This window comes from Salinicola sp. MIT1003, from assembly GCF_001858555.1.
Classification (GTDB): Bacteria; Pseudomonadota; Gammaproteobacteria; order Pseudomonadales; family Halomonadaceae; genus Salinicola; species Salinicola salarius.
Genome location: NZ_MCAP01000007.1, coordinates 37,748 through 57,312, shown reverse-complemented (window position 1 = coordinate 57,312; position 19,565 = coordinate 37,748). Strand labels below are relative to the sequence as shown.

Here is a 19,565-nt window from a genome sequence, read left to right as displayed (position 1 = left end):
ACCCGAGAGGCGCCCACGTCGGGCAATGCCTCCTCACGAAAGGGAGTTTTGATCATGGCTCATAGCTTACCGTCGCTACCCTATGCGTATGACGCGCTGGAACCCAAGATCGACGCGATGACGATGGAGATTCACCACACTCGTCACCATCAGACTTACGTCAACAACCTCAATGCCGCGCTGGAAGGTACGGGTCTCGAGGACGTGCCGGTCGACAAGCTGATGGCCGATATCGAGAAGGTTCCGCAGGACAAGCGTCAGGCAGTCATCAACAACGGTGGCGGTCACGCCAACCACTCGCTGTTCTGGACCGTGATGTCCAAGGACGGCGGTGGCGAGCCGACCGGCAAGGTCGGTGAAGCGATCAGCAGCGAACTCGGCGGCTACGACGCCTTCAAGGAAGAGTTCAAGAAAGCTGCAGCCGGTCGTTTCGGCAGTGGCTGGGCCTGGCTGGTCGTGACTCCGGATAAGAAGCTCAAGGTCATCAATACCCTGAACCAGGACAGCCCGCTGATGGAAGGCCTGACGCCGATCCTCGGCCTGGATGTCTGGGAACACGCTTACTACCTGAAGTATCAGAACAAGCGTCCGGATTACATCGCCGCGTTCTTCGACGTCATCAACTGGGACGAAGTCAATCGTCGCTATGCCGAAGCCACCGCCTGATCCTTGGCGCTGACTGTCTCGGCATAAGCCAGTTCGAGATGCCCCCGCTTCGGTTTCATCCCGGAGCGGGGGCATCTTGCATCGATTCCCACCGCCAGCGCTTTTCTGATAGGCTGACGACATAGGCCTCCCGCCGATTCCAAGCTCCGCACGCCACCGCCCCACTGCTGCAAGACGATCCCACATCATGACTGCACTTCGCTGCGACGCCACTTTGACGCTCACCGATGTAAATAATTTTCAATTGCGCCTGAGAGCGTTTCTGGACGAGTACGACGTCGCCTATCGAGCCGACGACATCCTAACGGTGATTGAGCTGCCCGGGGGCGAGGCGCATTTCGCCGCGATCCGCGTGGGATTGCACATGGAAGCCCGTGCCGAGGCGCGGGATGGCCTGGAGACGCTGCGGGGCATCATCGAGCACTACGTGTCGCTCTTCGCGGGAGAGAACGCACTGCCGCTCCACTGGCACGGCGATGTCGTCGCGGCTCCGACCTTCGCCAATTTCCGCGAGATGCGGGTGACACGGATCGAGGATCTGAGCCCCAGTATCCGGCGGCTGACGCTGAGTGGCGAGAACTTGGCGCGCTTCGATCATCCGGAAGAGTGGCACGTGCGCCTGCACTTTCCGCCGGCCGGCATCGAGCGGCCGCAGTGGCCGCGGCCTACCGCGGAAGGCGGGACCCAGTGGCCGCCGGAAGAGGAGCGCGCCGAGATTCGCTACTACACCATTCGTCGCCTGGATGTCGCTCGCGGCGAGGTCGAGATCGATTTTCTGCTGCACGAGGCGCCGGGGCCGGGAGGCGATTTTGCGCGGCGTGCCAGGCCGGGGGATCTCTGCGGCATGGCCGGGCCTTACGGACGCGGCGTCGCCGAGGCCTCGCACTATCTGCTGGCCGGCGACGAAACCGCCATTCCGGCGATTTCTCGCCTGCTGGAGACACTGCCGGGGCACGCCCGTGTCGAGGCCTGGCTGGAGGTCGAATCGCCGGTCGATGCCCTCGAGCTGCCGGTACCCGACCACTGCGACGTGCAGTGGCGCTATCGCTGTCGCGGCTTTGGGCCCAGCGAGCAGCTTGCCGCGGCGGTCGCCGAGGCCATCCCCGCGACCCGCGACGATCTGTTCGTCTGGTTCGCCGGCGAGGCGGATGTCAGCCAGCGCCTGCGCAAGCGGCTCAAGCAGGAGTTCGGGCTGCAGAAGGGGCAACATCTGGTCACGGGCTACTGGAAACGCTGAGCTTCGTCTGAAAAATGTCTGCGCTCGCCCATACGGCGTTAAAAATCGGCTCACTGAACTTCAGTTCAGAACGTCCGGAGGACGACCCGAAGGGCGAGCAGAGCGAGTCAAGTGCTCATTTACACCCACGTAAACTGGTGCGCCAGCCCGGTCCGTTTTCGCCAATTTTTGCCTTAGCTACGCGCCCCGGTCTTGCCATCGCTCGCCGCTTTTTCAGACGAAGCTCGGGCTCATTTAGCCCTATCGAGTACCAGCAGCGGGTCGATACGCGTATCGAACCAGTTCATGCCCCAGTGCAGATGCGGCCCGGTGGCGCGGCCGGTCGCCCCTACCGCGCCGATCACGTCCCCCTGTTCGACGCTGTCGCCGACTTCCACGTCGATTCGCGAGAGATGAAGGAAGTTGGAGCTGATGCCGTAACCGTGATCGAGCAGTACGGTGCCGCCGGTCAGGTAGAGATCGTCGGCGAAGGTGATCACGCCGCTGGCCGGCGCCTTGACCGGCGTGCCCTCGGCGGCGGCGATGTCCATCCCCGAGTGGGCCGACCCCGGCGTGCCGTTGTAGACGCGCTGGTTGCCGAAGCGCCCGCTGATACGGCCCTCGACCGGCCAGACGAAGGTCTGGGCGAAACCCACCCGGTCGTCGTTGCGGGTACGCTGGGCGCTGACGGCGGCCTGCTCGCGCTGGATGCGTTGGGCGATTTCCGGTGGCGGCGAGACGGTCTTGGGCGGCACGCCATCGATGCGCTCGATCGGCCAGTCCCGGGGCGTGATCGCCACCGATACCTGACGCTCCCGGCCGTCCGGGGTCACGACATCGACGCGCTCGGCACCGCTGGCATCGCGACCCACGCCGAACACCACGGTGCCGTAGCCGGTGACGCGAAGCTTTCGTCCCGCTGTCGTCACCTGGCTGCCCGGCGGCACGCGACCGATCACCATCGACCCCTGCTGGACGCTATCGGGAAAGGTGATCGGGATGGTATCGATACGAGCGGTGTCGGCGCGGACGCTGGCGGTAACGCATGACAGCAGCAGGGCAAAGATGGTGGTGCCGAGCAGTCGGCGCCACGAGGAAAGGGAGAGAATGATCGGCACCTGGTCGAACTCCGTATCGCTGGATGCCGCCACCATAACCCGATGCGGTGGCGGGGGAAACGATGATGGCAACCAGCCGAGATCCGGTTAGAAGGACTTCCAGTCGTCGTTATCGTCTCGCGTCGAGCGTGAAGCCGATGTCGTGCTCGGCGCGGGCGTCGGTGGCAGTTTCGGTGTCGTGGTCGACGCCATCGGCTGACGGTAACCCGACATCAGGTCGTCGTATTCGACGCTCGCGACCCTGAACCCGGCCAGCGCCTGTTCCAGCGTCGCGACCTGCGCGTTGAGCGTGGAGGCGGCAGCGGATGCCTGCTGTACCAGCGCGGCGTTCTGCTGGGTCACCTGATCCATCTGCACCACGGCTTCGTTGACCTGGTCGATCCCGTTGGACTGCTCGCCGGAAGCGACCGAAATCTCCTCGATCAGATCGGTCATGCGGGCAACGGCAGTGACCACGCGGCGAATGGTGTCGCCGGCCTGGCCGACGATCTCGGAACCGGCGTTGATCTTGCGATTGGAGGCATCGATCAGCTCGCGGATCTCGCGGGAGGCATCGGCGCTGCGGCTGGCCAGCGTGCGCACCTCGTTGGCGACCACGGCGAAGCCGCGGCCCTGCTCGCCGGCTCGCGCCGCCTCGACGGAGGCGTTGAGCGCCAGGATGTTGGTCTGGAAGGCGATCGAATCGATCACGCCGATGATCTCGGTGACCTGACGCGAGCTGTCGGTGATGCCCTGCATGTTGGTCACGACCTGATCCATCATCTCGCCGCCTTCCGTCGCGGTAGTACGCGCCTCGCCGGCCAGATTGCTGGCCTGGCGGGCGTTGTCGGCGTTCTGGCGTACGGTCTGGGTCAGCTCTTCCATGCTGGAAGCCGTCTCCCCGATGGACGCGGCCTGTTGCTCGGTTCGCGCTGCCAGGTCCTGGTTGCCGTCATGGATCTGACCCACGCCGACAGTGATTGTCATCGAGGCGTGGCGAATGTTGCCCATCGATTCGGCCAGATGCCGTCGCATGCCTTCGATGGCCGCGAGCAGGCTGCGCTCGTCGCCCGGCTTCACGTTCAGCGAGGTGGTGAGATCGCCCTCTGCCATGCCCTTGATCGCCTCGCGGGCCTGATGCGGGTCGCCACCGATATCGTCCAGCACGTTGCGGATGATCCAGCCCATGATCAGCGTGATGATCACGCCGATGACACCGGCAATCAGGCTCATCTTGAGAACGCCGGCCCAGAAGGCGTGCTGGATGTCGCTGATGTAGACGTTGGCGGCGAGATACCAGTCCCACTCGGGGACGTAGCGCACGTAGTTGATGCGTGACACGTCCTCGCCGTCGGCATTGGTGGAGGTGTACTCCAGCGTACCGTCGTCGGGCGAGTCCGCCAGCGCCTTGAGCTCGCGATAGAAGTAGACCCCGTTGTCGTCGCGGAACCCGCTCATGTCGCTGCCGATCTCGCGCTTGGGGTGGTAGACCAGGTGGATATCGCTGTCGAAGGCGTAGACATAGCTGCCTTCGAGATCCAGCGCCGAGAGGTTGCTGCGGGCGAATTTCTGGGCCGCTTCTGCGGTGAACTCGCCATTATCGGCGCGTTCGACGTATCGCTCGACCATCGTCTGGGCGCTGCCCACGAAGCTTTTGAGACTGTTCACGCGTTCGGCCATCAGCGTCTCGCGTTTCTCCAGGGCCATCCAGCCCACCAGAATCAGCATGCCCAGCCACATCAGGCCAACCGTGATCCAGAGTTTTTGTCGCATCGTCATCGTAGGGCCATCCTTGTTGATCGTGGGAGCGCAATTCATATAAACAAATAGTGAATTGCCTCCACTATCGGCCGCGAACGATGAAGGTTGAGAAAAAACTGAAAAACCAGGCAGAGCGCGTCAGACCGGCGTTTCGGGCAGATCCGGAGCGGGTCGGGAGGGGGCTGGCGCCAGGCGCGAGGCCGGAAACACGCAGCGGAAACGGGCGCCGAGACCGGGGCGGCTGACGATCTCCAGATTGGCATCATGGCGAAGCAGCACGTGCTTGACGATCGCCAGCCCCAGACCCGTACCGCCGGTCGCGGCGCTGCGCCCTTTGTCGACGCGATAGAAGCGCTCGGTCAGGCGGGGGATATGGATCGGGTCGAAGCCGTCGCCGTTGTCCTCGACTTCGATGGCGGCGCCGTCGTGCCAGGGCTTCCAGCGCAGGGTGATGGTACTGCCCTCGGGCGTGTAGCGGACGGCGTTGAACGCGAGATTGGAGATGGCGCTGCGGATCTCCTTGGTGTTCGCCAGCAGCCGTCCCGACGCCTCGGCCTCCACCGCCACCTGATGCCGGCCGGCGCTGAGATCGCGGGCATCGCCGGCGATCTCCTCGAGTAGCGCGACCACGTCGAGCACGTCGCGATCGTCGTCGGGGCTGTCGATCTCCAGACGAGACAGCAGCAGCAGATCCTCCACCAGATTCTGCATCCGGGTGGTCTGGGCCTGCATCTGCGCGAATCCGCGCTGCCAGCGCTCGGGGAGCTGGTCGGCATGGTCGAGATAGGTCTCGAGATAACCGGCCAGCACCGTCAGCGGCGTGCGCAGTTCGTGGGAGACATTGGCCACGAAGTCGCGGCGCATCATCTCCAGTTGATGCAGGCGGCTGACGTCGCGGGCCATCAGCAGGCGCTCGTTGTCGCCGAACAGGGTGAGATGGAACTGCAGGGTGCGGTTGGCCTGGATCGGCGAGGGAATCAGCAGGGGCTCGCTGTAGTCGCCGTTCTCGAAATAGGCGATGAAGCGCGGATCGCGCAAGAAGTTGGTGATCGGCTGGCCGCGATCGTGATCGGGTTGCAGGCCGAGCATGTCGCAGGCGGCACTGTTCCACCACTCGAGATCGCCGTTGGGATCGAGCATCACCACGCTGTCGCGCATCGCCTCGCAGGAGTCCTGGATACGGCGCAGGATGTCGCGCAGGCGCTGCTGCAGCTGCGTCTGGGCCTTCTGATAGTTGTAGAGCCGGTCGAACAGGTCGCCCCAGACGCCGGTGCCGGGTGGCGGCGCTTCGCGGGGATTCTTCAGCAGCCAGACGTAGAGCATGCGCACGTGGCACAGATGCAGGAAGACATAGAGCCCGAGCCCGGCCGCCAAGCCCCATCCCAGCCCGGCGAACAGCTCGCCGCCCAGCTCACCGAGCAACAAGCCTATCGCGCCGAGCCCGAACAGCATGTAGCCGAGGCGCCACAGTTCGTTGATCCAGTAGCGCACGTCCTATCTCACTCCCGGGTCGAGAAACGGTAACCGGTGCCGCGCACGGTCTGGACCAGATGCTGGTGCGCCTCGCCCAGGCATTTGCGCAGCCGGCGGATATGGACATCGACGGTACGCTCTTCCACGTACACGTTGCCGCCCCAGACCTGATCCAGCAGCTGGCTGCGGGTGTAGGCGCGCTCCTGGTGGGTCATGAAGAACTGCAGCAGCCGATATTCGGTGGGGCCGATCTCCAGCGCGCCGCCGTGGGAGGTGACGCGGTGGCTGGAAGGATCGAGACGCAGGCCGGCGACCTCGACGGCTTCCTCGATGCCCGGCGGCGTCGCCCGGCGCAGCACCGCCTTGAGCCTGGCCACCAGCTCACGGGGCGAGAACGGCTTGGTGATGTAGTCGTCGGCACCGGCTTCCAGCCCCTGCACCTTGTTGTCCTCCTCGCCCTTGGCGGTGAGCAGGATGATCGGCATTTCGGCGGTGGCTTCCTCGCGCTTCAGGCGTCGGGCCAGCTCGATGCCGCTGGTGCCGGGCATCATCCAATCGAGCAGGATCAGATCGGGCTTCTTGTCCAGCGCCATGGCGTGGCCGGTCTGGGCGTTTTCCGCCTCCAGCACGTGATAATCGGCCATCTCCAGCGCCACGGCGATCATTTCGCGAATGGGTGCTTCGTCGTCAACGATGAGTACGGTCTTGGAGCTCATGCGCATGCCTCGGGTGAGCCGCCGGGGAGCTTTCCCTCATGTGCGATTGGCGCACCGGGATCCCTTCCGGCCGTGACAGAACGGTGACGATTACATCGTGAAAATATGACAACGATATGACAACCGCGCCAGCGGGGTCAGTCTCGTCTTGGTCAGACCAGTGGCCACAGGGCGAGAACCAGCCCCGCGAACAGCAGCAGACCGGACCAGAAATTGTTGAGAAAGGCACGGAAGCAGGCATCACGCTCGCGTTCGCGGATCAGCCACTGCTGGTAGACGAAGGTGGCTGCCATCGCCGCCAGCCCCAGCCAGAAGAACCCGTCCAGTTGGGTCCGGGTGCCGACCCAGGCCAGCAGCGCCAGGGTCAGCAGCTGCAGCAGACCGATGATCCGCTTGTCCCACCGGCCGAACAGCCGGGCGGTGGACTTGATCCCGATCTTGATGTCGTCGTCGCGATCGACCATCGCGTACTGGGTATCGTAGGCCACGGTCCAGGCGACATTGGCGACCAGCAGCAGCCAGGCGTCCAGCGGAACCTCGCGACTCACCGCCATGAACGCCATCGGAATGCTCCAGGAGAACGCCATGCCCAGCACCACCTGGGGCAGGTGGGTGTAGCGCTTCATGAAAGGATAGATCGCGGCCAGCGCGACGCCGACGAAGGAGAGCAGCACGGTGGCGAGATTGGTCAGGCAGACCAGCACGAACGACAGCGCCACCAGGCCCGCGAACAGGATCTTGGCCTCCTTCTCGCTGATCCGCCCGGTCGCCAGCGGGCGCTCCCGGGTGCGTTTGACGTGGCCGTCGAGATGGCGATCGGCATAGTCGTTGACGACGCAGCCGGCCGCGCGCATCAGGTAGACCCCGAGCACGAAGATGATTAGCGTGGCGCGATCCGGCAGGCCGTCGGCGGCCAGCCACAGCGCCCACAGCGTCGGCCACATCAGCAGCCAGGTACCGATCGGCTTGTCCAGCCGCGTCAGGCGCAGGAAGTCGGGCAGGCGGGCGAGGCCGCGGGGGAGAGCGGGGGGACCATCGCCGCGGGGTCGGGCGGCTGAATCGTTGGCGCTGGACATACGAATCTCCGAAACGGCAAGGCCTGAAAATCGCCAACGACTTTACTGCAACTGGGGCCTCGCTTCGAGGCTGGATGGGCAATCGGGCCGGATCGTCGTCCGGGTCGTGGACCGCCGTTCAGGTCGTGGATCGTCGCTCAGATCGAAGAAAGGCCCAGGTCCTCGGCCATTTCCCGCTGGAAGCACTCCTGGACCAGCAACTGGATGGTGCCGTGGCGAAAGCGCGAGCGGCGCAGCCAGAGGCCAGCGCCAGCGGGCGAGACCCGCGCTACCTCGATCGGATCGCGCTGGAGATCGTGCTGGGCGAACAGCCAGCTGCCCAGCGAGCGTTCCCCCAGCGTTCGCAGGCGGCGGTAACCGATGCGATCCAGCGGCGCGATCGAGCGCGCCGCGACCCAGGGCCGTTCGCCGCTCATCAGCAGCACCTCGCGCACCCAGGCCACCTCGGTGGGAGCCAGGCCCAGGGCCTGGGCTTCGTCGCGGCGCGGCCGCTCGACGCCCTGGTGTACCAGCTTGACCCGGAACGGGCGCGCGGACGCCGCGATCAGCCGTGCGGTAAGGGAGTCGGTGGAGGCCACCCACTGCCACCAGGCGGTGCTCATGCGAGGGCGCTGAGCGGCGGCCGGCGTCCAGCGGACCCAGCGCCAGGATCGTTCGGCGGGTGACAAGGCATGGCAGTGACAGGCTGGGGGCACGCGAAACGACTCCATGAGCAGCACCATGGTAAGCACCGTGAAAAATGCCGGGAACCGCAGGGTGACGCGGCTCGAAGGCAGCGTAGTGTACCATGAGGCCTCGAAACGACCGACCGAACGAGCCCCCGTAATGAGTCAATCCGATCATTCCACTGCGCCACTGACGATCATCGGCACCGGCATGGCCGGCCTGGGCCTGGCCCGGGCGGTGCGAAGCCACGATGCCGAGCGGCCGATCACCCTGATCAGCGCCGACAGCGGCGAGGACTATACCAAGCCGCTGCTCTCCAGCGCCTTCACCAAGCGGCAGACGGCGGAAAGGCTGGCGATACGCGATGCGGTGGGCGTGGCCGAATCGCTGCAGGTCCGGGTTCGCATCCATACCACGGTGGACGCCATCGACACCGCCAATCGCCAGCTGCGAATCGGCACCGAAATCCTGCCCTACGGCCAGTTGGTACTGGCCACCGGCGCGGTGCCCCGGCAGCCGTTCGACGTGTCTCCCGCGCTGCACGATCGGGTCTTCCAGATCAACGATCTCGACGACTACCGGCGGCTGCGAAGCGTGCTGGATCGCCACCCCGGGCGACAGGCTCGCATCGCGATCATCGGCGCGGGCCTGGTGGGCTGCGAATTCGCCAGCGATCTGCATGCCGGCGGCCACCGGGTGGCGCTGATCTCTCCCGAGGCGACGCCGCTGGCCCGCCTGCTGCCGCCGCCGCTGGGGCGGGCGCTGGGCGAGGCGTTCGAGGAGACCGGCATCCGCAGCATTTTCGAACGCCGGGTGACGGCGCTCCATGACGACGGCGAAGGCGTGACGCTGGCGCTGGAGGATGGCGAAAGCCTCGAAGCGGATCTGGTGCTGATCGCAACCGGACTGACGCCCCGGACGGCGCTCGCCGAGGCCGCGGGGCTGGCGGTGTCTTCGGCGGGCATTCTCACCGATCGCCGGCTCGCCACCAGCGACCCGAACGTCTTCGCGCTGGGAGACGTGGCCTGCGTCGATGGCCTCGGCGCCCCGGGCAACGGCCTGAACGCGATGTACGTCCAGCCGCTGCAGGCCAGCGCCAAGGCACTGGCGGCGACGCTGACCGGCACGCCGACCGAGGTCAGCTACGGAAGCTGGCCGATCGTGGTCAAGACGCCGCTGTTGCCGGTGGTCGCGCTGCCGCCGCGGAAGGCGCCCCGCCGATGGCGGATCGAGGGAGAAGGCGGTGATTTCACTGCGCTGGCCGAGGACGACAACGGTGCCCTGCTGGGCTTTGCGCTGACCGGGCGCTGCGTTCGTCGTAAAGTCGAACTGGCGCGAGCGACCCCCCCATTGCTAGGCTAGCCCCGGTGGCTGCGGATCTATAAGCCACGAATCGTCACCTGATGCTGGACAAACCGCGCATCAAGCGGCCTATTATGCGATCGGAGGGCGTTGTTCCTCATCGAGAACAACAACTCGTCTCAACGCGAGGCGTTTCAGGTGACGCCATTGCCAAACTAGGAGGGCTCTATGCGTAAGCCAGAACTCGCTGCGGCGATTGCCGAGCGTGCGGATCTGTCGAAGGACAAGGCCAGTCAGGTGTTGAACGTCATCCTCGACGAGATCACCGGTACGGTTTCCAAGGGTAGCGATGTCACTTTGATCGGTTTCGGTTCGTTCACGGTTCGCGAGCGCGCCGCACGGACGGGCAAGAACCCGCAGACTGGCAAGCCGTTGGATATTCCGGCCAGCAAGACCGTGGCCTTCAAGCCCGGCAAGGCTCTCAAGGACGCCGTCAGCAAGTAAGCTCGGATCTTGGATTCTTGAGTCGCTCATTTGCCATGAGCGAAACGATAGCCGATCCCCCGCAGGAGGGTGGGTCGGCATTCTTCCCCGCCATATTCCCATGATGATGGCCGATGCGTGCGAGGTGGCATGAAGCTCAAGTTGATGCTCTGGTGGCTGGGCGTGATGCTCAAGCGCGCGCGTTCCCGCAAGGCGGCGTTTCGCGATGCCCTGGAAAAGCTCCAGCGATTCGATTGGGGCGTTGCTACCGAAGACCTCACGATCGCCCGTCACTATCGCATGACGCCGCAGGCGATCCGGAGCGATGTCGGCCTGCCGACCGATCTGACGCTGGAACTGCGTTTCCGCGACGCGGAAAGCGCCACGCGATTTCTGCGCAAGCCTTCCCAGCGCGCCTTCCGAGAAGGGCTGTTCAACGGCCAGCTGCGGCTGGTGGGAGACTCCCGCGATCTGGAACGACTGCAGGGGCTGCTGAAATATCTTTAGCCACGAGCCACGAGCCACGAGCCACGAGCCACGAGCCACGAGCCACGAAGCCGGCAACGTCCCTGTCGCCGGTATCGCCTCACGCCCGTGTCACTGTTGCGATAGGGCTGGCAGGTCGAAGACCAGAACCTCGGCGTCCTCTCCTTTTTCCAGCACGACCCCCGGCTCATCCACGAGCATCAGCGCATCACCGCCTTCAAGCGCCTGGCCGTTGACCGTAATACTGCCCCTGACCACGTGCACGTAGCTCTGGCGACCCCTTGCCAGCGGCAGTTCGGCGCGTTCGTCGCCGTCCAGTAGCGACGCGTAGATGAAGGCGTCCTGCTGCAGCGTGAGCGAACCGTCGCGGCCATCCGGTGACAGGATCAGGCACAGCCGGCCGCGCTTGTCGGCTTCAGTGAAATCCTTCTCGGCATAGCGCGGCGTCAGCCCTCGCGCCCGCGGGAACAGCCAGATCTGCAGGAAATGCACCGGCTCGCTGGCGGAGTGGTTGAACTCGCTGTGCTCGACGCCGGTGCCGGTGGTCATGATCTGCACCCGGCCAGGGCCGATCGAGGAACCGTTGCCCAGCGTGTCGCGGTGGGCCAGCTCACCGCTCAGCACGTAGGAGAATATCTCCATGTCCTGATGGCCGTGCTGGCCGAAACCCTGACCCGGGGCGACGCGGTCTTCGTTGATGACCCGCAGCACGCTGAAGTGCACGTGTTTCGGGTCGTGATAGCCGGCGAACGAGAACGAGTGGTAGCTCTTGAGCCAACCGTGATCGGCATAACCGCGTTCGTTACCGCGTCGAATCGTCAACATGGTCTGTCTCCTGTTGTTCGGGCGCCGAGCGTCAGCGACGGCGCAATGAAGACAGTGTATTACCTAAATAATCGAACAAAAGCGCGTTTTTGCGCACGTATTCATGCATAAAAGCGAACGATCGGTGCGTTCAGGATTCGCTTTTCCGGGCGCCGTGAATCGACTCGGCCAGTTCCCGCGTCAGTGCCAGCGCGCCCTCCATACCTGTCTCGGCGAGCCGCTCGACCAGTGCGCTGCCGACGACGACGGCATCGGCAACCCGGGCAACGGCAGCGGCCGTGTCGCCATCGCGCACGCCAAAGCCGACGGCGACCGGCAGGGGCGACTGTCGCTTGAGTTCGCTGAGCGATTCGCCCAGCGACGCCGCGATATCGGGTCGCCGAGTGCCGGTCACGCCATTGAAGGCGATGCGGTAGACGAAACCATCACCCTGGGTGAGCAGCTTTGGTAACCGCTCCGGCGGCGTGGTCGGTGCCACCAGCGGAATCCGCGCCAAGCCCAGATCGCGGGCCCGGGCGGTCAGCGCGGCGCCGTGTTCCGGCGGCAGGTCGACCAGGATCAGGCCATCGGCGCCGGCCTCGGCCGCCGCCTGCAGGAAGCGGTCCTCGCCGAAGCGCTGGATCGGATTGAGATAGCCCATCAGCACGATCGGGGTGTCATCGTCGTGACGGCGGAAGTCGCGTACTCTCTCCAGCGTGCGCGCCAGCGTCTGGCCGCCCGCCAGCGCGCGTTGCCCGGCGCGCTGGATCGCCACGCCGTCGGCCATCGGGTCGCTGAACGGCATGCCCAGCTCGATGATGTCGGCGCCCGCTGCCGGCAGGCGCTCGAGCAGGTCGCGGCTGGTCTCGGGGTCGGGGTCGCCGGCCATGATGTAGGTCACCAGCGCGGCGCGATTCTCGACACGCAGTGCCGCGAAGCGACGCGCCAGGCGCGAATCGGCGATCAAGGCTCGGGGGTTCGAGCCAGCCGTATCCAGGACATCCGTATTCAAAGACGAAACGCTCATGAGTCGGCCTCCTCGGGCATCAGGTGACGGGTGATGGTATCCATGTCCTTGTCGCCGCGGCCGCTCAGGCAGACCACGATGGCCTGGTCCGGACCCTGTGTCGCCGCCAGACGCCCGGCGTGATAAAGCGCGTGCGCCGACTCTAGCGCCGGCAGAATGCCTTCCAGCCGGCAGCAGAGCGCGACGGCCTCAAGCGCCTCGTCGTCGGGCACCGCCACATAGCTCGCCCGGCCGCTGTCATGCAGATACGCATGTTCGGGGCCGATGCCGGGGTAGTCGAGCCCGGCGGAGATCGAGTGGGCGTCCTGAATCTGGCCGTCGTCGTCCTGCAGCAGGTAGGTGCGATTGCCGTGCAGGATGCCGGGCGTGCCGCCATTGAGACTGGCGGCATGGCGGCCGCTCTCCAGCCCTTCGCCGGCCGCTTCGACGCCGATCATGGCCACGTCCGTATCGTCGAGAAAGGCGTGGAACAGTCCCATGGCGTTGGAACCGCCGCCGACGCAGGCGACGAGCGTGTCCGGCAGGCGATGCTGCGTCGCCAGCAGCTGCTCGCGGGTCTCGCGACCGATCACCGACTGGAAATCCCGCACCATGCGCGGATAGGGCGCCGGCCCCGCCACGGTGCCGATGATGTAGAAGGTGTCGTCGACATTGGCAACCCAGTCGCGCAGGGCCTCGTTCATGGCGTCCTTGAGCGTCGCCGTGCCGGCGTGGACGGGCACGATCTCGGCGCCGAGCAGGCGCATGCGCTGCACGTTGGGCTGCTGGCGCTCGATATCGGTGGCGCCCATGTAGATCACGCAGGTCATGTCGAGACGCGCCGCCACCGTGGCGACGGCGACGCCGTGCATACCGGCGCCGGTTTCGGCGATCAGCCGTTGGCGGCCCATGCGTTGCGCCAGCAGCGCCTGCCCCAGAGCGTTGTTGATCTTGTGCGCGCCGGTATGATTGAGATCCTCGCGCTTCAGATAGAGCTTCGCGCCGCCGAAATGCCCCGTCAGGCGCTCGGCGAAGTAGAGCGGCGTGGCGCGACCGATATAGTCACGGCGCAGCTCGTCCAGCCGTACCTGAAAGGCGGGATCGGCCCGCGCCTCGTCGTAGGCGGCCTCGATCTCGCCGATCAACGGCATCAGCGTTTCCGCGACATAGCGCCCGCCATAGCCGTGCCCTGCCTGGCCCCGATCGTCCGAGCCGCCGAAAAAGCCATGCTCGTCGGGGAGATCAACCCTCTTTGTACTCATCAGTCGCTCCCGGTCAGTCGATTCGATGGGCTCAGACTAGGCTGGTAGCGCGGCGGAGAAAATCGATAAACTCTCCGTATCCAGTGAGGAAAACTCACCAATCGGCGGAGGCGGGATGGTCACGTTACCTTCTCTCAATGCACTGCGCGCGTTCGAGGCCACGGTTCGTCTGGGCAGCGTCAGCGGCGCCGCGCGCGAGCTGAACGTCACGCACGGCGCGGTGAGCCGCCAGCTGCGAACCTTGGAGCACCATTTCGGCACCGCCCTGTTCGACAAGGCGGGGCGCGGGCTCGAACCGACGGCCCATGGTCGGGAGCTGTATCCGGCGGTGCATGAGGCTTTCTCACGCTTGAGCGAGGGTTGCGCCAGACTTGCGCGACGCCTCGACGAAGCGCCGTTCACGCTGGCCTGCCCGGGTAGCCTGCTGGCGCGCTGGCTGATCCCGCGGCTCGACCGGCTCAACGCCGACCTACCCGAGCTGCGGCTGCGGGTGGTTTCCAGCGAGAACGAACTCGACCCGCGCCGGGAGGACGTCGATGCCACGCTGCGCTTCGCCGCGCCGCCGTGGCCCGCCGACATGACGGTATTCCCGCTGATGCCGGAGCGAATCGTCGCGGTGGCGACACCGGCAGTCTGGGCGGTGGCATCGCAGGCGTCGGCCAGGGCGATGCTGGAGCGGCTCACGCTGCTGGACACGGCCTCGCGGCCGCAAGCCTGGCCCGAGTGGGCGGCGGCCATGGACGTGGACGACGAGACGCTGGCAGCGGCGCGGGGCCGGGGGCGCAGCTTCGAACATCTCTATTATCTGCTGGAAGCCGCACTGGCGGGGCTGGGCGTCGCCATCGCCCCGCAGCTGCTGGTGACGGCCGAGCTGCGTCAGGAGCGCCTGATGGCGCCGTGGCCGGCGGTCGAGACCGGCGCCTCGCTGGGGCTGTGGCTGGCGCCCGGCGTCGACGCCCGACGCGGCGAGCGCCTTGCCGAATGGCTGCGTCGCGAGCTGGCCGGCGATCAGTCCTGAGCCTGCTCCCGGGCCTGCATCCGCTCCATGGCGCGACGGTAGGAGCCGTTGCGCACGGCCCAGCGCACCACCGGGGCGATGGTACGAATGCCGCTGCGCACGGCGCGACGCTCGAGCGTCGACATCTCGAGGCTCAGCAGCGTCGCTGCCCACGGTGGCAGCAGATCGATGCCGGCGCGCATGAACAGCGCGCCGACGGGGCGGATGACCGGGCTCGGCGGCAGCGCGTGCAGCAGCACGTCGATGACGTCGCGGGTGCGGGCGTCGCAGACCAGATAGCGTCGCTGACGCTCGAGATAGTCATCGATGGCCGCCCGGCTTTTGGGCACGTGGCGCGCGCCCAGCGCTTCGGCCACGCGGGCGGTTTCGGCGAAGTAGCGATCCTGATCCTCGAGACTCAGGCCGGGATCGCGATAGCGCCGATGCGAGGCGAGAAAACGGCTCATCTCGGCAACATGGACCCACACCAGCAGATCCGGATCGTTGGCCGCGTAGGGCGTACCGTCGGCGGCATGCCCGCTGACGCTGTCGTGCACTCGGCGTACCCGCTCGAGAATGCGCTCGGCGTCGTCGCGGGAGCCGAAGGTGGTGACGGCGATGAACTGGCTGGTGCGGCGCAGCCGGCCGATCATGTCGCGGCGGAAGTTGGAGTGATCCCACACGCCGGCCAGCGCCAGCGGGTGCAGCATCTGCAGCAGCAGCGCGCTGACACCGCCGCACATCATCGAGGTGAAGTCCCCATGCACCCGCCACGCCATGGTCTCCGGCCCGAACAGGCCCGGATCGCCCTTGGGCTGGGTATAGTCGACCCCGCCCAGCGTGCGGCCGGTCAGATGGCTGATACGGTTTTCGATGGCGTCGCGCAGGGAGGTCATGGCATCAAGGTCGGGTCAGGGCACGTCAGGGTGACGAAGCGTGAAGGATCTCGCCGTCGGCGGCGGGGACTCCGTCGCGAATGGCACGGGAGAAGGCCTCGCTTCCTGCATTGTACGGAATCTGCTGGGCACGCGGGTTGATATAGCCGCGGTTACGCAGGAACGCGAGCGGATGGCTCGTATCCAGCCCGCCGATCTCGTAGACGTATTCCGGCAGATAGCCGGAGAGAATCAGCCGGATGTCCCTGGGCAGCCCGGCGACGATCCTGTCGACCATGTCGAACACGATGGTGGTGCAGTTGCTGGTCAGGGTGTTGTAGAACTCAGGCGTTCGGCGCAGCCGCTCGGCTTCGTCGAGATAGGCGACGAACAGCTCGCGGCGTGCCTGCGGCGAGAGCCCGACCCGGTAGAGATAGACATCCTCGCCTCTGACGTTGCTGCGCAGGCGCAGGATGTCGTTCTCGTCGGCGGCGATCAGGTTGAGCTCGAACTGCTTGAAGAAGCCGCCACTGATCGAGAACGCCTCGTCCCGCTCGCGCCGGATCTCCACCGAAAACGTCAGATGCCGGCCGTCGGCAAAGCCGAACGTGACCAGCGTGTGGGCGATTGCCGGGCCCATCCAGTAGGAGACCACCATGTCCACCGAGTCGAGCTGCGAGAGATCGTACTCGCGGGTCTCCCAGCGCGTCGTCGCGGTGTTCGGCGTCTGCCATTCGAAGTCGCGCACGTTGTGAAGCCGGACCCGGTCGCCCTCGCGCTCGACCGAGAGCTGGCGCGCCACGTCCGGTGCCCAGTCGCGATCGTTGCTGGGCTCGAGGCTCTGCCACCAGCTCACGACGGCGATCAGTGTCAGCGCGAACAGGACGTGCAGCGCCGATGACGCCCGGCGATGGCGGTGCTTCCATAAAGGCGCCAGCAGCGCGGCCAGGCCGACCAGCACCCATACTGCGATCACCGAGTCGACGACGAGCATCGATCCTGGCAGCTCGAAGTGCAGCGCCAGCGCGCCCCACGCGATCACGGCCAGCAACACCAGCGCCCGCAATGCCTGGCCCATGATGGCGAGTGCTCGCCACACGCCGTTTCGATGCGAATGCCTGGTCGGTCGCACGCTCTGCCTCAATCTTCCGGTAAACCCCGATCATGCCGAACTCCGGGACAGGGATGAAGTGGGGGCGTGGATAAAGCGCAAAGCCGTTGCTGCCGATAGGTGTAACGACGTTATACTAAAGTCTAATTCCTGGTGGGGTTCTCTATTCGCTCATGGTCGGTGGCGTCTGTTCCCGGTATCGCGGGCGCGCTATCTTGACGGCACGACCACAACCCTGGAGAGACCGAGATTTCCGATTCGTTTTCCCACTCCCTGCGCCAGCTGTGGACGCTGGACAAGTTCGCCTACAGCTTCCGCGTGTTCCTGGCGTTCAGCGGCGCCATTGCGCTGAGCTGGTCCCAGGATCAGATCGCGCTCGCCATTCCGCTGTTTCTCGGCATCATCGCCAGCGCGCTCTCCGAGACCGATGACAACTGGGAAGGCCGCGTTCGGGCGCTGCTGGTCACGCTGGTCTGTTTCCTGGTCGCCTCGTGCTCGGTGGAGCTGCTGTTCCCCTGGCCCTGGCTGTTCGCGCCCGGTCTGGCGCTGTCCGCGTTCACCTTCATCATGCTCGGCGCCGTCGAGCAGCGCTACGCCACCATCGCCTCGGCGACGCTGATCCTGTCGGTCTATTCGATGATCAACATCGAGCAGCACGGCGGCACCACCGGCGGCAACTTCTGGCATCAACCGCTGCTGCTGGTCGGCGGTGCGGCCTGGTACGGGGCGATCTCGGTCGTCTGGTGCGCGCTGTTCTCGCGCCAGCCGGTCAAGCAGAGCATGGCGCAGCTCTACCGGGAGCTGGGCGAGTATCTGATCATCAAGGCGACGCTGTTCGAGCCGCTGCGCGGGGTCGATGTCGAAAGCCGTCGCGTCGCGCTGGCGCGCCAGAACGGCCGCGTGGTGACCGCGCTCAACCAGGCCAAGGAGATGATCTTCCGGCGTCTGGAAGGCCAGCGCGGCAGTCGCAAGCTCAACCGTTATCTGCGGCTCTATTTCATCGCGCAGGACATCCACGAGCGGGTCAGCGCCTCCCATTATCCCTATTCGGCACTGACCGAGACCTTCTTCCATCACGATGTGCTGTTCCGCTGCCAGCGGCTGCTCGACCAGCAGGGTCGCGCCTGCAAGCGGCTGGCCAAGGCGCTATTGCTGCGTCAGCCCTTCGAGCACGGCCAGAGCGAGCAGGCGCTGGAAGATCTGCGCGCCTCGATCGTCTACCTGCGGGCCCAGCGCAACCCGGAATGGACCCCGCTGCTGCGCTCGCTGCAGGCGCTGGGCCGTAACCTGGCGACGCTGGAGGATCAGCTCTCCAGCGCTCACAACCCGGATGCGGTGGTCGATCAGAAGGACGCCAGCCTTCTCGACCGCTCGCCGCGCAGCTTCCGCGACGCCTGGGAGCGCATCCGCCTCAACCTGACGCCGGGCTCGCCGACCTTTCGTCACGCGCTGCGGCTGTCGACGGCGCTACTGGTGGGCTATGGCGTGCTGCACCTGGTTCATCCGACCCAAGGCTACTGGATCCTGCTGACCACGCTGTTCGTGTGTCGGCCCAACTTCGGCGCCACGCGTCGCTTCCTGCGCCAACGCATCGTCGGCACGGTATTCGGTCTGGTAGTGGGGTGGGCGCTGATCAGCCTGTTCCCGAACCCGCTGCTCCAGTCGCTGATTTCCGTGGTGGCCGGCGTCGTCTTCTTCGCCAATCGCGAGAAGCATTACGTCATCGCCACCGCCGCCATCACCACGCTGGTGTTGAGCAGCTTCAACCAGGTCGGCGACGGTTTCGATCTGATCCTGCCTCGGCTGATCGATACGCTGATCGGCGCGCTGATATCCGGCCTGGCGGTGTTCTTCATCCTGCCGGACTGGCAGGGGCGGCGACTGCACAAGGTGGCCGCGACGGCGCTGACCAACAGCACGCTCTATTTGCGCGAGATCATCCACCAGTACGAAGCCGGCAAGCAGGACGACCTCGCCTACCGGCTGGCGCGGCGTAACGCCCACAATGCCGATGCCGCGCTCTCCACGGTGCTCTCCAACATGCTGCAGGAGCCGGGGCACTACCGGAAGAAGGACGCCGACGAAGGCTTCCGCTTCCTGGTCGTTTCACACACGCTGCTGGGCTATCTCTCCGCACTGGGGGCACATCGGGGGGCATTGGCAGCCAACGAGTCGAATGCCGAAAGCGATGCCGAGATCTATGCCGCCGCGCGGCGGATCGCCGATCGCTTCGACACCATCGCCGCCAGTCTGCAATCGCGCCAGCCCATCGACGATCCCAAGAGCGAGCAGAACGCGTTGGTGGCGATCTTCGAGCAGGAGCCCACCACCGCCCAGGACGACGCCGACGACGAGCGCCGCGTGATCCAGACCCAGCTGCTGCATATCAGTCGCCAACTGGGGCCGATGAGCGAAGCGGCAGCCCGGCTGATCGCGCGTCCGGTGGAGACGCCAGGCGAGGGCAACGGTGGCGACGAAAAAGGTGACGATGGAAAAGGTGGACAAGAGAACAGCGGCGAGAAGACTGGCGGCAAAGCCGCCGAGAATGCTTGAGCGCGCGGTGGCTAC

Annotated in this window: 18 protein-coding genes; 7 read left to right on the top strand and 11 right to left on the bottom strand. The window is 65.7% G+C overall.

Going from position 1 to position 19,565, the window contains the following annotated elements:
* Nucleotides 1-54: 54 nt before the first annotated feature.
* Together BC443_RS03635 and BC443_RS03630 are read left to right on the top strand one after the other, a co-directional pair.
* The gene (locus BC443_RS03635) at nt 55-666 is read left to right on the top strand and encodes a superoxide dismutase (RefSeq protein ID WP_071230482.1); all 612 of its coding nucleotides are present in this window, start codon (nt 55-57) and stop codon (nt 664-666) included.
* Nucleotides 667-853: 187 nt separating this feature from the next.
* Nucleotides 854-1,903 carry a siderophore-interacting protein gene (locus tag BC443_RS03630; protein ID WP_071230481.1) on the top strand — a complete coding sequence of 350 codons (1,050 nt, stop codon included), beginning with the start codon at nt 854-856 and terminating at the stop codon, nt 1,901-1,903.
* Nucleotides 1,904-2,133: 230 nt separating this feature from the next.
* Here the strand turns inward: BC443_RS03630 and BC443_RS03625 are convergent, their stop codons facing one another.
* The 6 genes from BC443_RS03625 to BC443_RS03600 form a co-directional block, all read right to left on the bottom strand.
* On the bottom strand, nt 2,134-3,072 hold the full coding sequence (locus tag BC443_RS03625) for a M23 family metallopeptidase (protein ID WP_247643211.1): 939 nt from the start codon (nt 3,070-3,072) through the stop codon (nt 2,134-2,136).
* Nucleotides 3,073-3,087: 15 nt separating this feature from the next.
* The gene (locus BC443_RS03620; protein ID WP_071230480.1) at nt 3,088-4,758 is read right to left on the bottom strand and encodes a methyl-accepting chemotaxis protein; all 1,671 of its coding nucleotides are present in this window, start codon (nt 4,756-4,758) and stop codon (nt 3,088-3,090) included.
* A gap of 120 nt (nt 4,759-4,878) precedes the next feature.
* Nucleotides 4,879-6,231, bottom strand: a complete 1,353-nt coding sequence (phoR, locus tag BC443_RS03615; RefSeq protein WP_071230479.1) for a phosphate regulon sensor histidine kinase PhoR — start codon at nt 6,229-6,231, stop codon at nt 4,879-4,881.
* An 8-nt stretch (nt 6,232-6,239) separates the two neighbouring features.
* Entirely contained in the window at nt 6,240-6,929 is a 690-nt protein-coding gene (phoB, locus tag BC443_RS03610) for a phosphate regulon transcriptional regulator PhoB (RefSeq protein ID WP_071230531.1), read from the bottom strand.
* A gap of 152 nt (nt 6,930-7,081) precedes the next feature.
* Nucleotides 7,082-8,005 (bottom strand): 4-hydroxybenzoate octaprenyltransferase, encoded by a 924-nt coding sequence (gene ubiA, locus BC443_RS03605; protein ID WP_071230478.1) that lies wholly within the window; start codon nt 8,003-8,005, stop codon nt 7,082-7,084.
* Between the two features lie 137 nt (nt 8,006-8,142).
* Entirely contained in the window at nt 8,143-8,700 is a 558-nt protein-coding gene (locus BC443_RS03600; protein ID WP_247643210.1) for a chorismate lyase, read from the bottom strand.
* 130 nt (nt 8,701-8,830) lie between these two features.
* On the opposite strand from BC443_RS03600, the gene BC443_RS03595 reads away from it, so the two are divergent.
* The 3 genes from BC443_RS03595 to BC443_RS03585 all read left to right on the top strand — a co-directional run bounded on the left by BC443_RS03595 (nt 8,831) and on the right by BC443_RS03585 (nt 10,963).
* A complete protein-coding gene (locus BC443_RS03595) occupies nt 8,831-10,033 on the top strand; it encodes an FAD-dependent oxidoreductase (protein WP_071230477.1) in 1,203 nt (400 codons plus the stop codon).
* Nucleotides 10,034-10,201: 168 nt separating this feature from the next.
* Nucleotides 10,202-10,477 carry an HU family DNA-binding protein gene (locus BC443_RS03590; protein ID WP_071230476.1) on the top strand — a complete coding sequence of 92 codons (276 nt, stop codon included), beginning with the start codon at nt 10,202-10,204 and terminating at the stop codon, nt 10,475-10,477.
* Nucleotides 10,478-10,606: 129 nt separating this feature from the next.
* Entirely contained in the window at nt 10,607-10,963 is a 357-nt protein-coding gene (locus BC443_RS03585; protein ID WP_071230475.1) for a hypothetical protein, read from the top strand.
* A gap of 90 nt (nt 10,964-11,053) precedes the next feature.
* Here BC443_RS03585 and BC443_RS03580 read toward each other — a convergent pair whose 3' ends face one another.
* The 3 genes from BC443_RS03580 to trpB form a co-directional block, all read right to left on the bottom strand.
* Nucleotides 11,054-11,767, bottom strand: a complete 714-nt coding sequence (locus tag BC443_RS03580) for a pirin family protein (RefSeq protein ID WP_071230474.1) — start codon at nt 11,765-11,767, stop codon at nt 11,054-11,056.
* A 130-nt stretch (nt 11,768-11,897) separates the two neighbouring features.
* Nucleotides 11,898-12,773 carry a tryptophan synthase subunit alpha gene (trpA, locus tag BC443_RS03575; protein WP_083387191.1) on the bottom strand — a complete coding sequence of 292 codons (876 nt, stop codon included), beginning with the start codon at nt 12,771-12,773 and terminating at the stop codon, nt 11,898-11,900.
* The gene (gene trpB / locus BC443_RS03570; protein WP_071230473.1) at nt 12,770-14,014 is read right to left on the bottom strand and encodes a tryptophan synthase subunit beta; all 1,245 of its coding nucleotides are present in this window, start codon (nt 14,012-14,014) and stop codon (nt 12,770-12,772) included. Before trpB ends, trpA begins: the two co-directional genes overlap by 4 nt.
* A 115-nt stretch (nt 14,015-14,129) precedes the next feature.
* On the opposite strand from trpB, the gene BC443_RS03565 reads away from it, so the two are divergent.
* Entirely contained in the window at nt 14,130-15,032 is a 903-nt protein-coding gene (locus tag BC443_RS03565) for a LysR family transcriptional regulator (RefSeq protein WP_071230472.1), read from the top strand.
* Here BC443_RS03565 and BC443_RS03560 read toward each other — a convergent pair.
* Together BC443_RS03560 and BC443_RS03555 are read right to left on the bottom strand one after the other, a co-directional pair.
* A complete protein-coding gene (locus BC443_RS03560; protein WP_071230471.1) occupies nt 15,023-15,907 on the bottom strand; it encodes an oxygenase MpaB family protein in 885 nt (294 codons plus the stop codon). The two genes, BC443_RS03565 and BC443_RS03560, sit on opposite strands and share 10 nt — an antisense overlap.
* 25 nt (nt 15,908-15,932) lie before the next feature.
* Nucleotides 15,933-16,985, bottom strand: a complete 1,053-nt coding sequence (locus BC443_RS03555) for a DUF4105 domain-containing protein (RefSeq protein WP_247643209.1) — start codon at nt 16,983-16,985, stop codon at nt 15,933-15,935.
* Nucleotides 16,986-17,246: 261 nt separating this feature from the next.
* On the opposite strand from BC443_RS03555, the gene yccS reads away from it, so the two are divergent.
* The gene (yccS, locus tag BC443_RS03550) at nt 17,247-19,550 is read left to right on the top strand and encodes a YccS family putative transporter (protein ID WP_083387190.1); all 2,304 of its coding nucleotides are present in this window, start codon (nt 17,247-17,249) and stop codon (nt 19,548-19,550) included.
* Nucleotides 19,551-19,565: the final 15 nt, after the last annotated feature.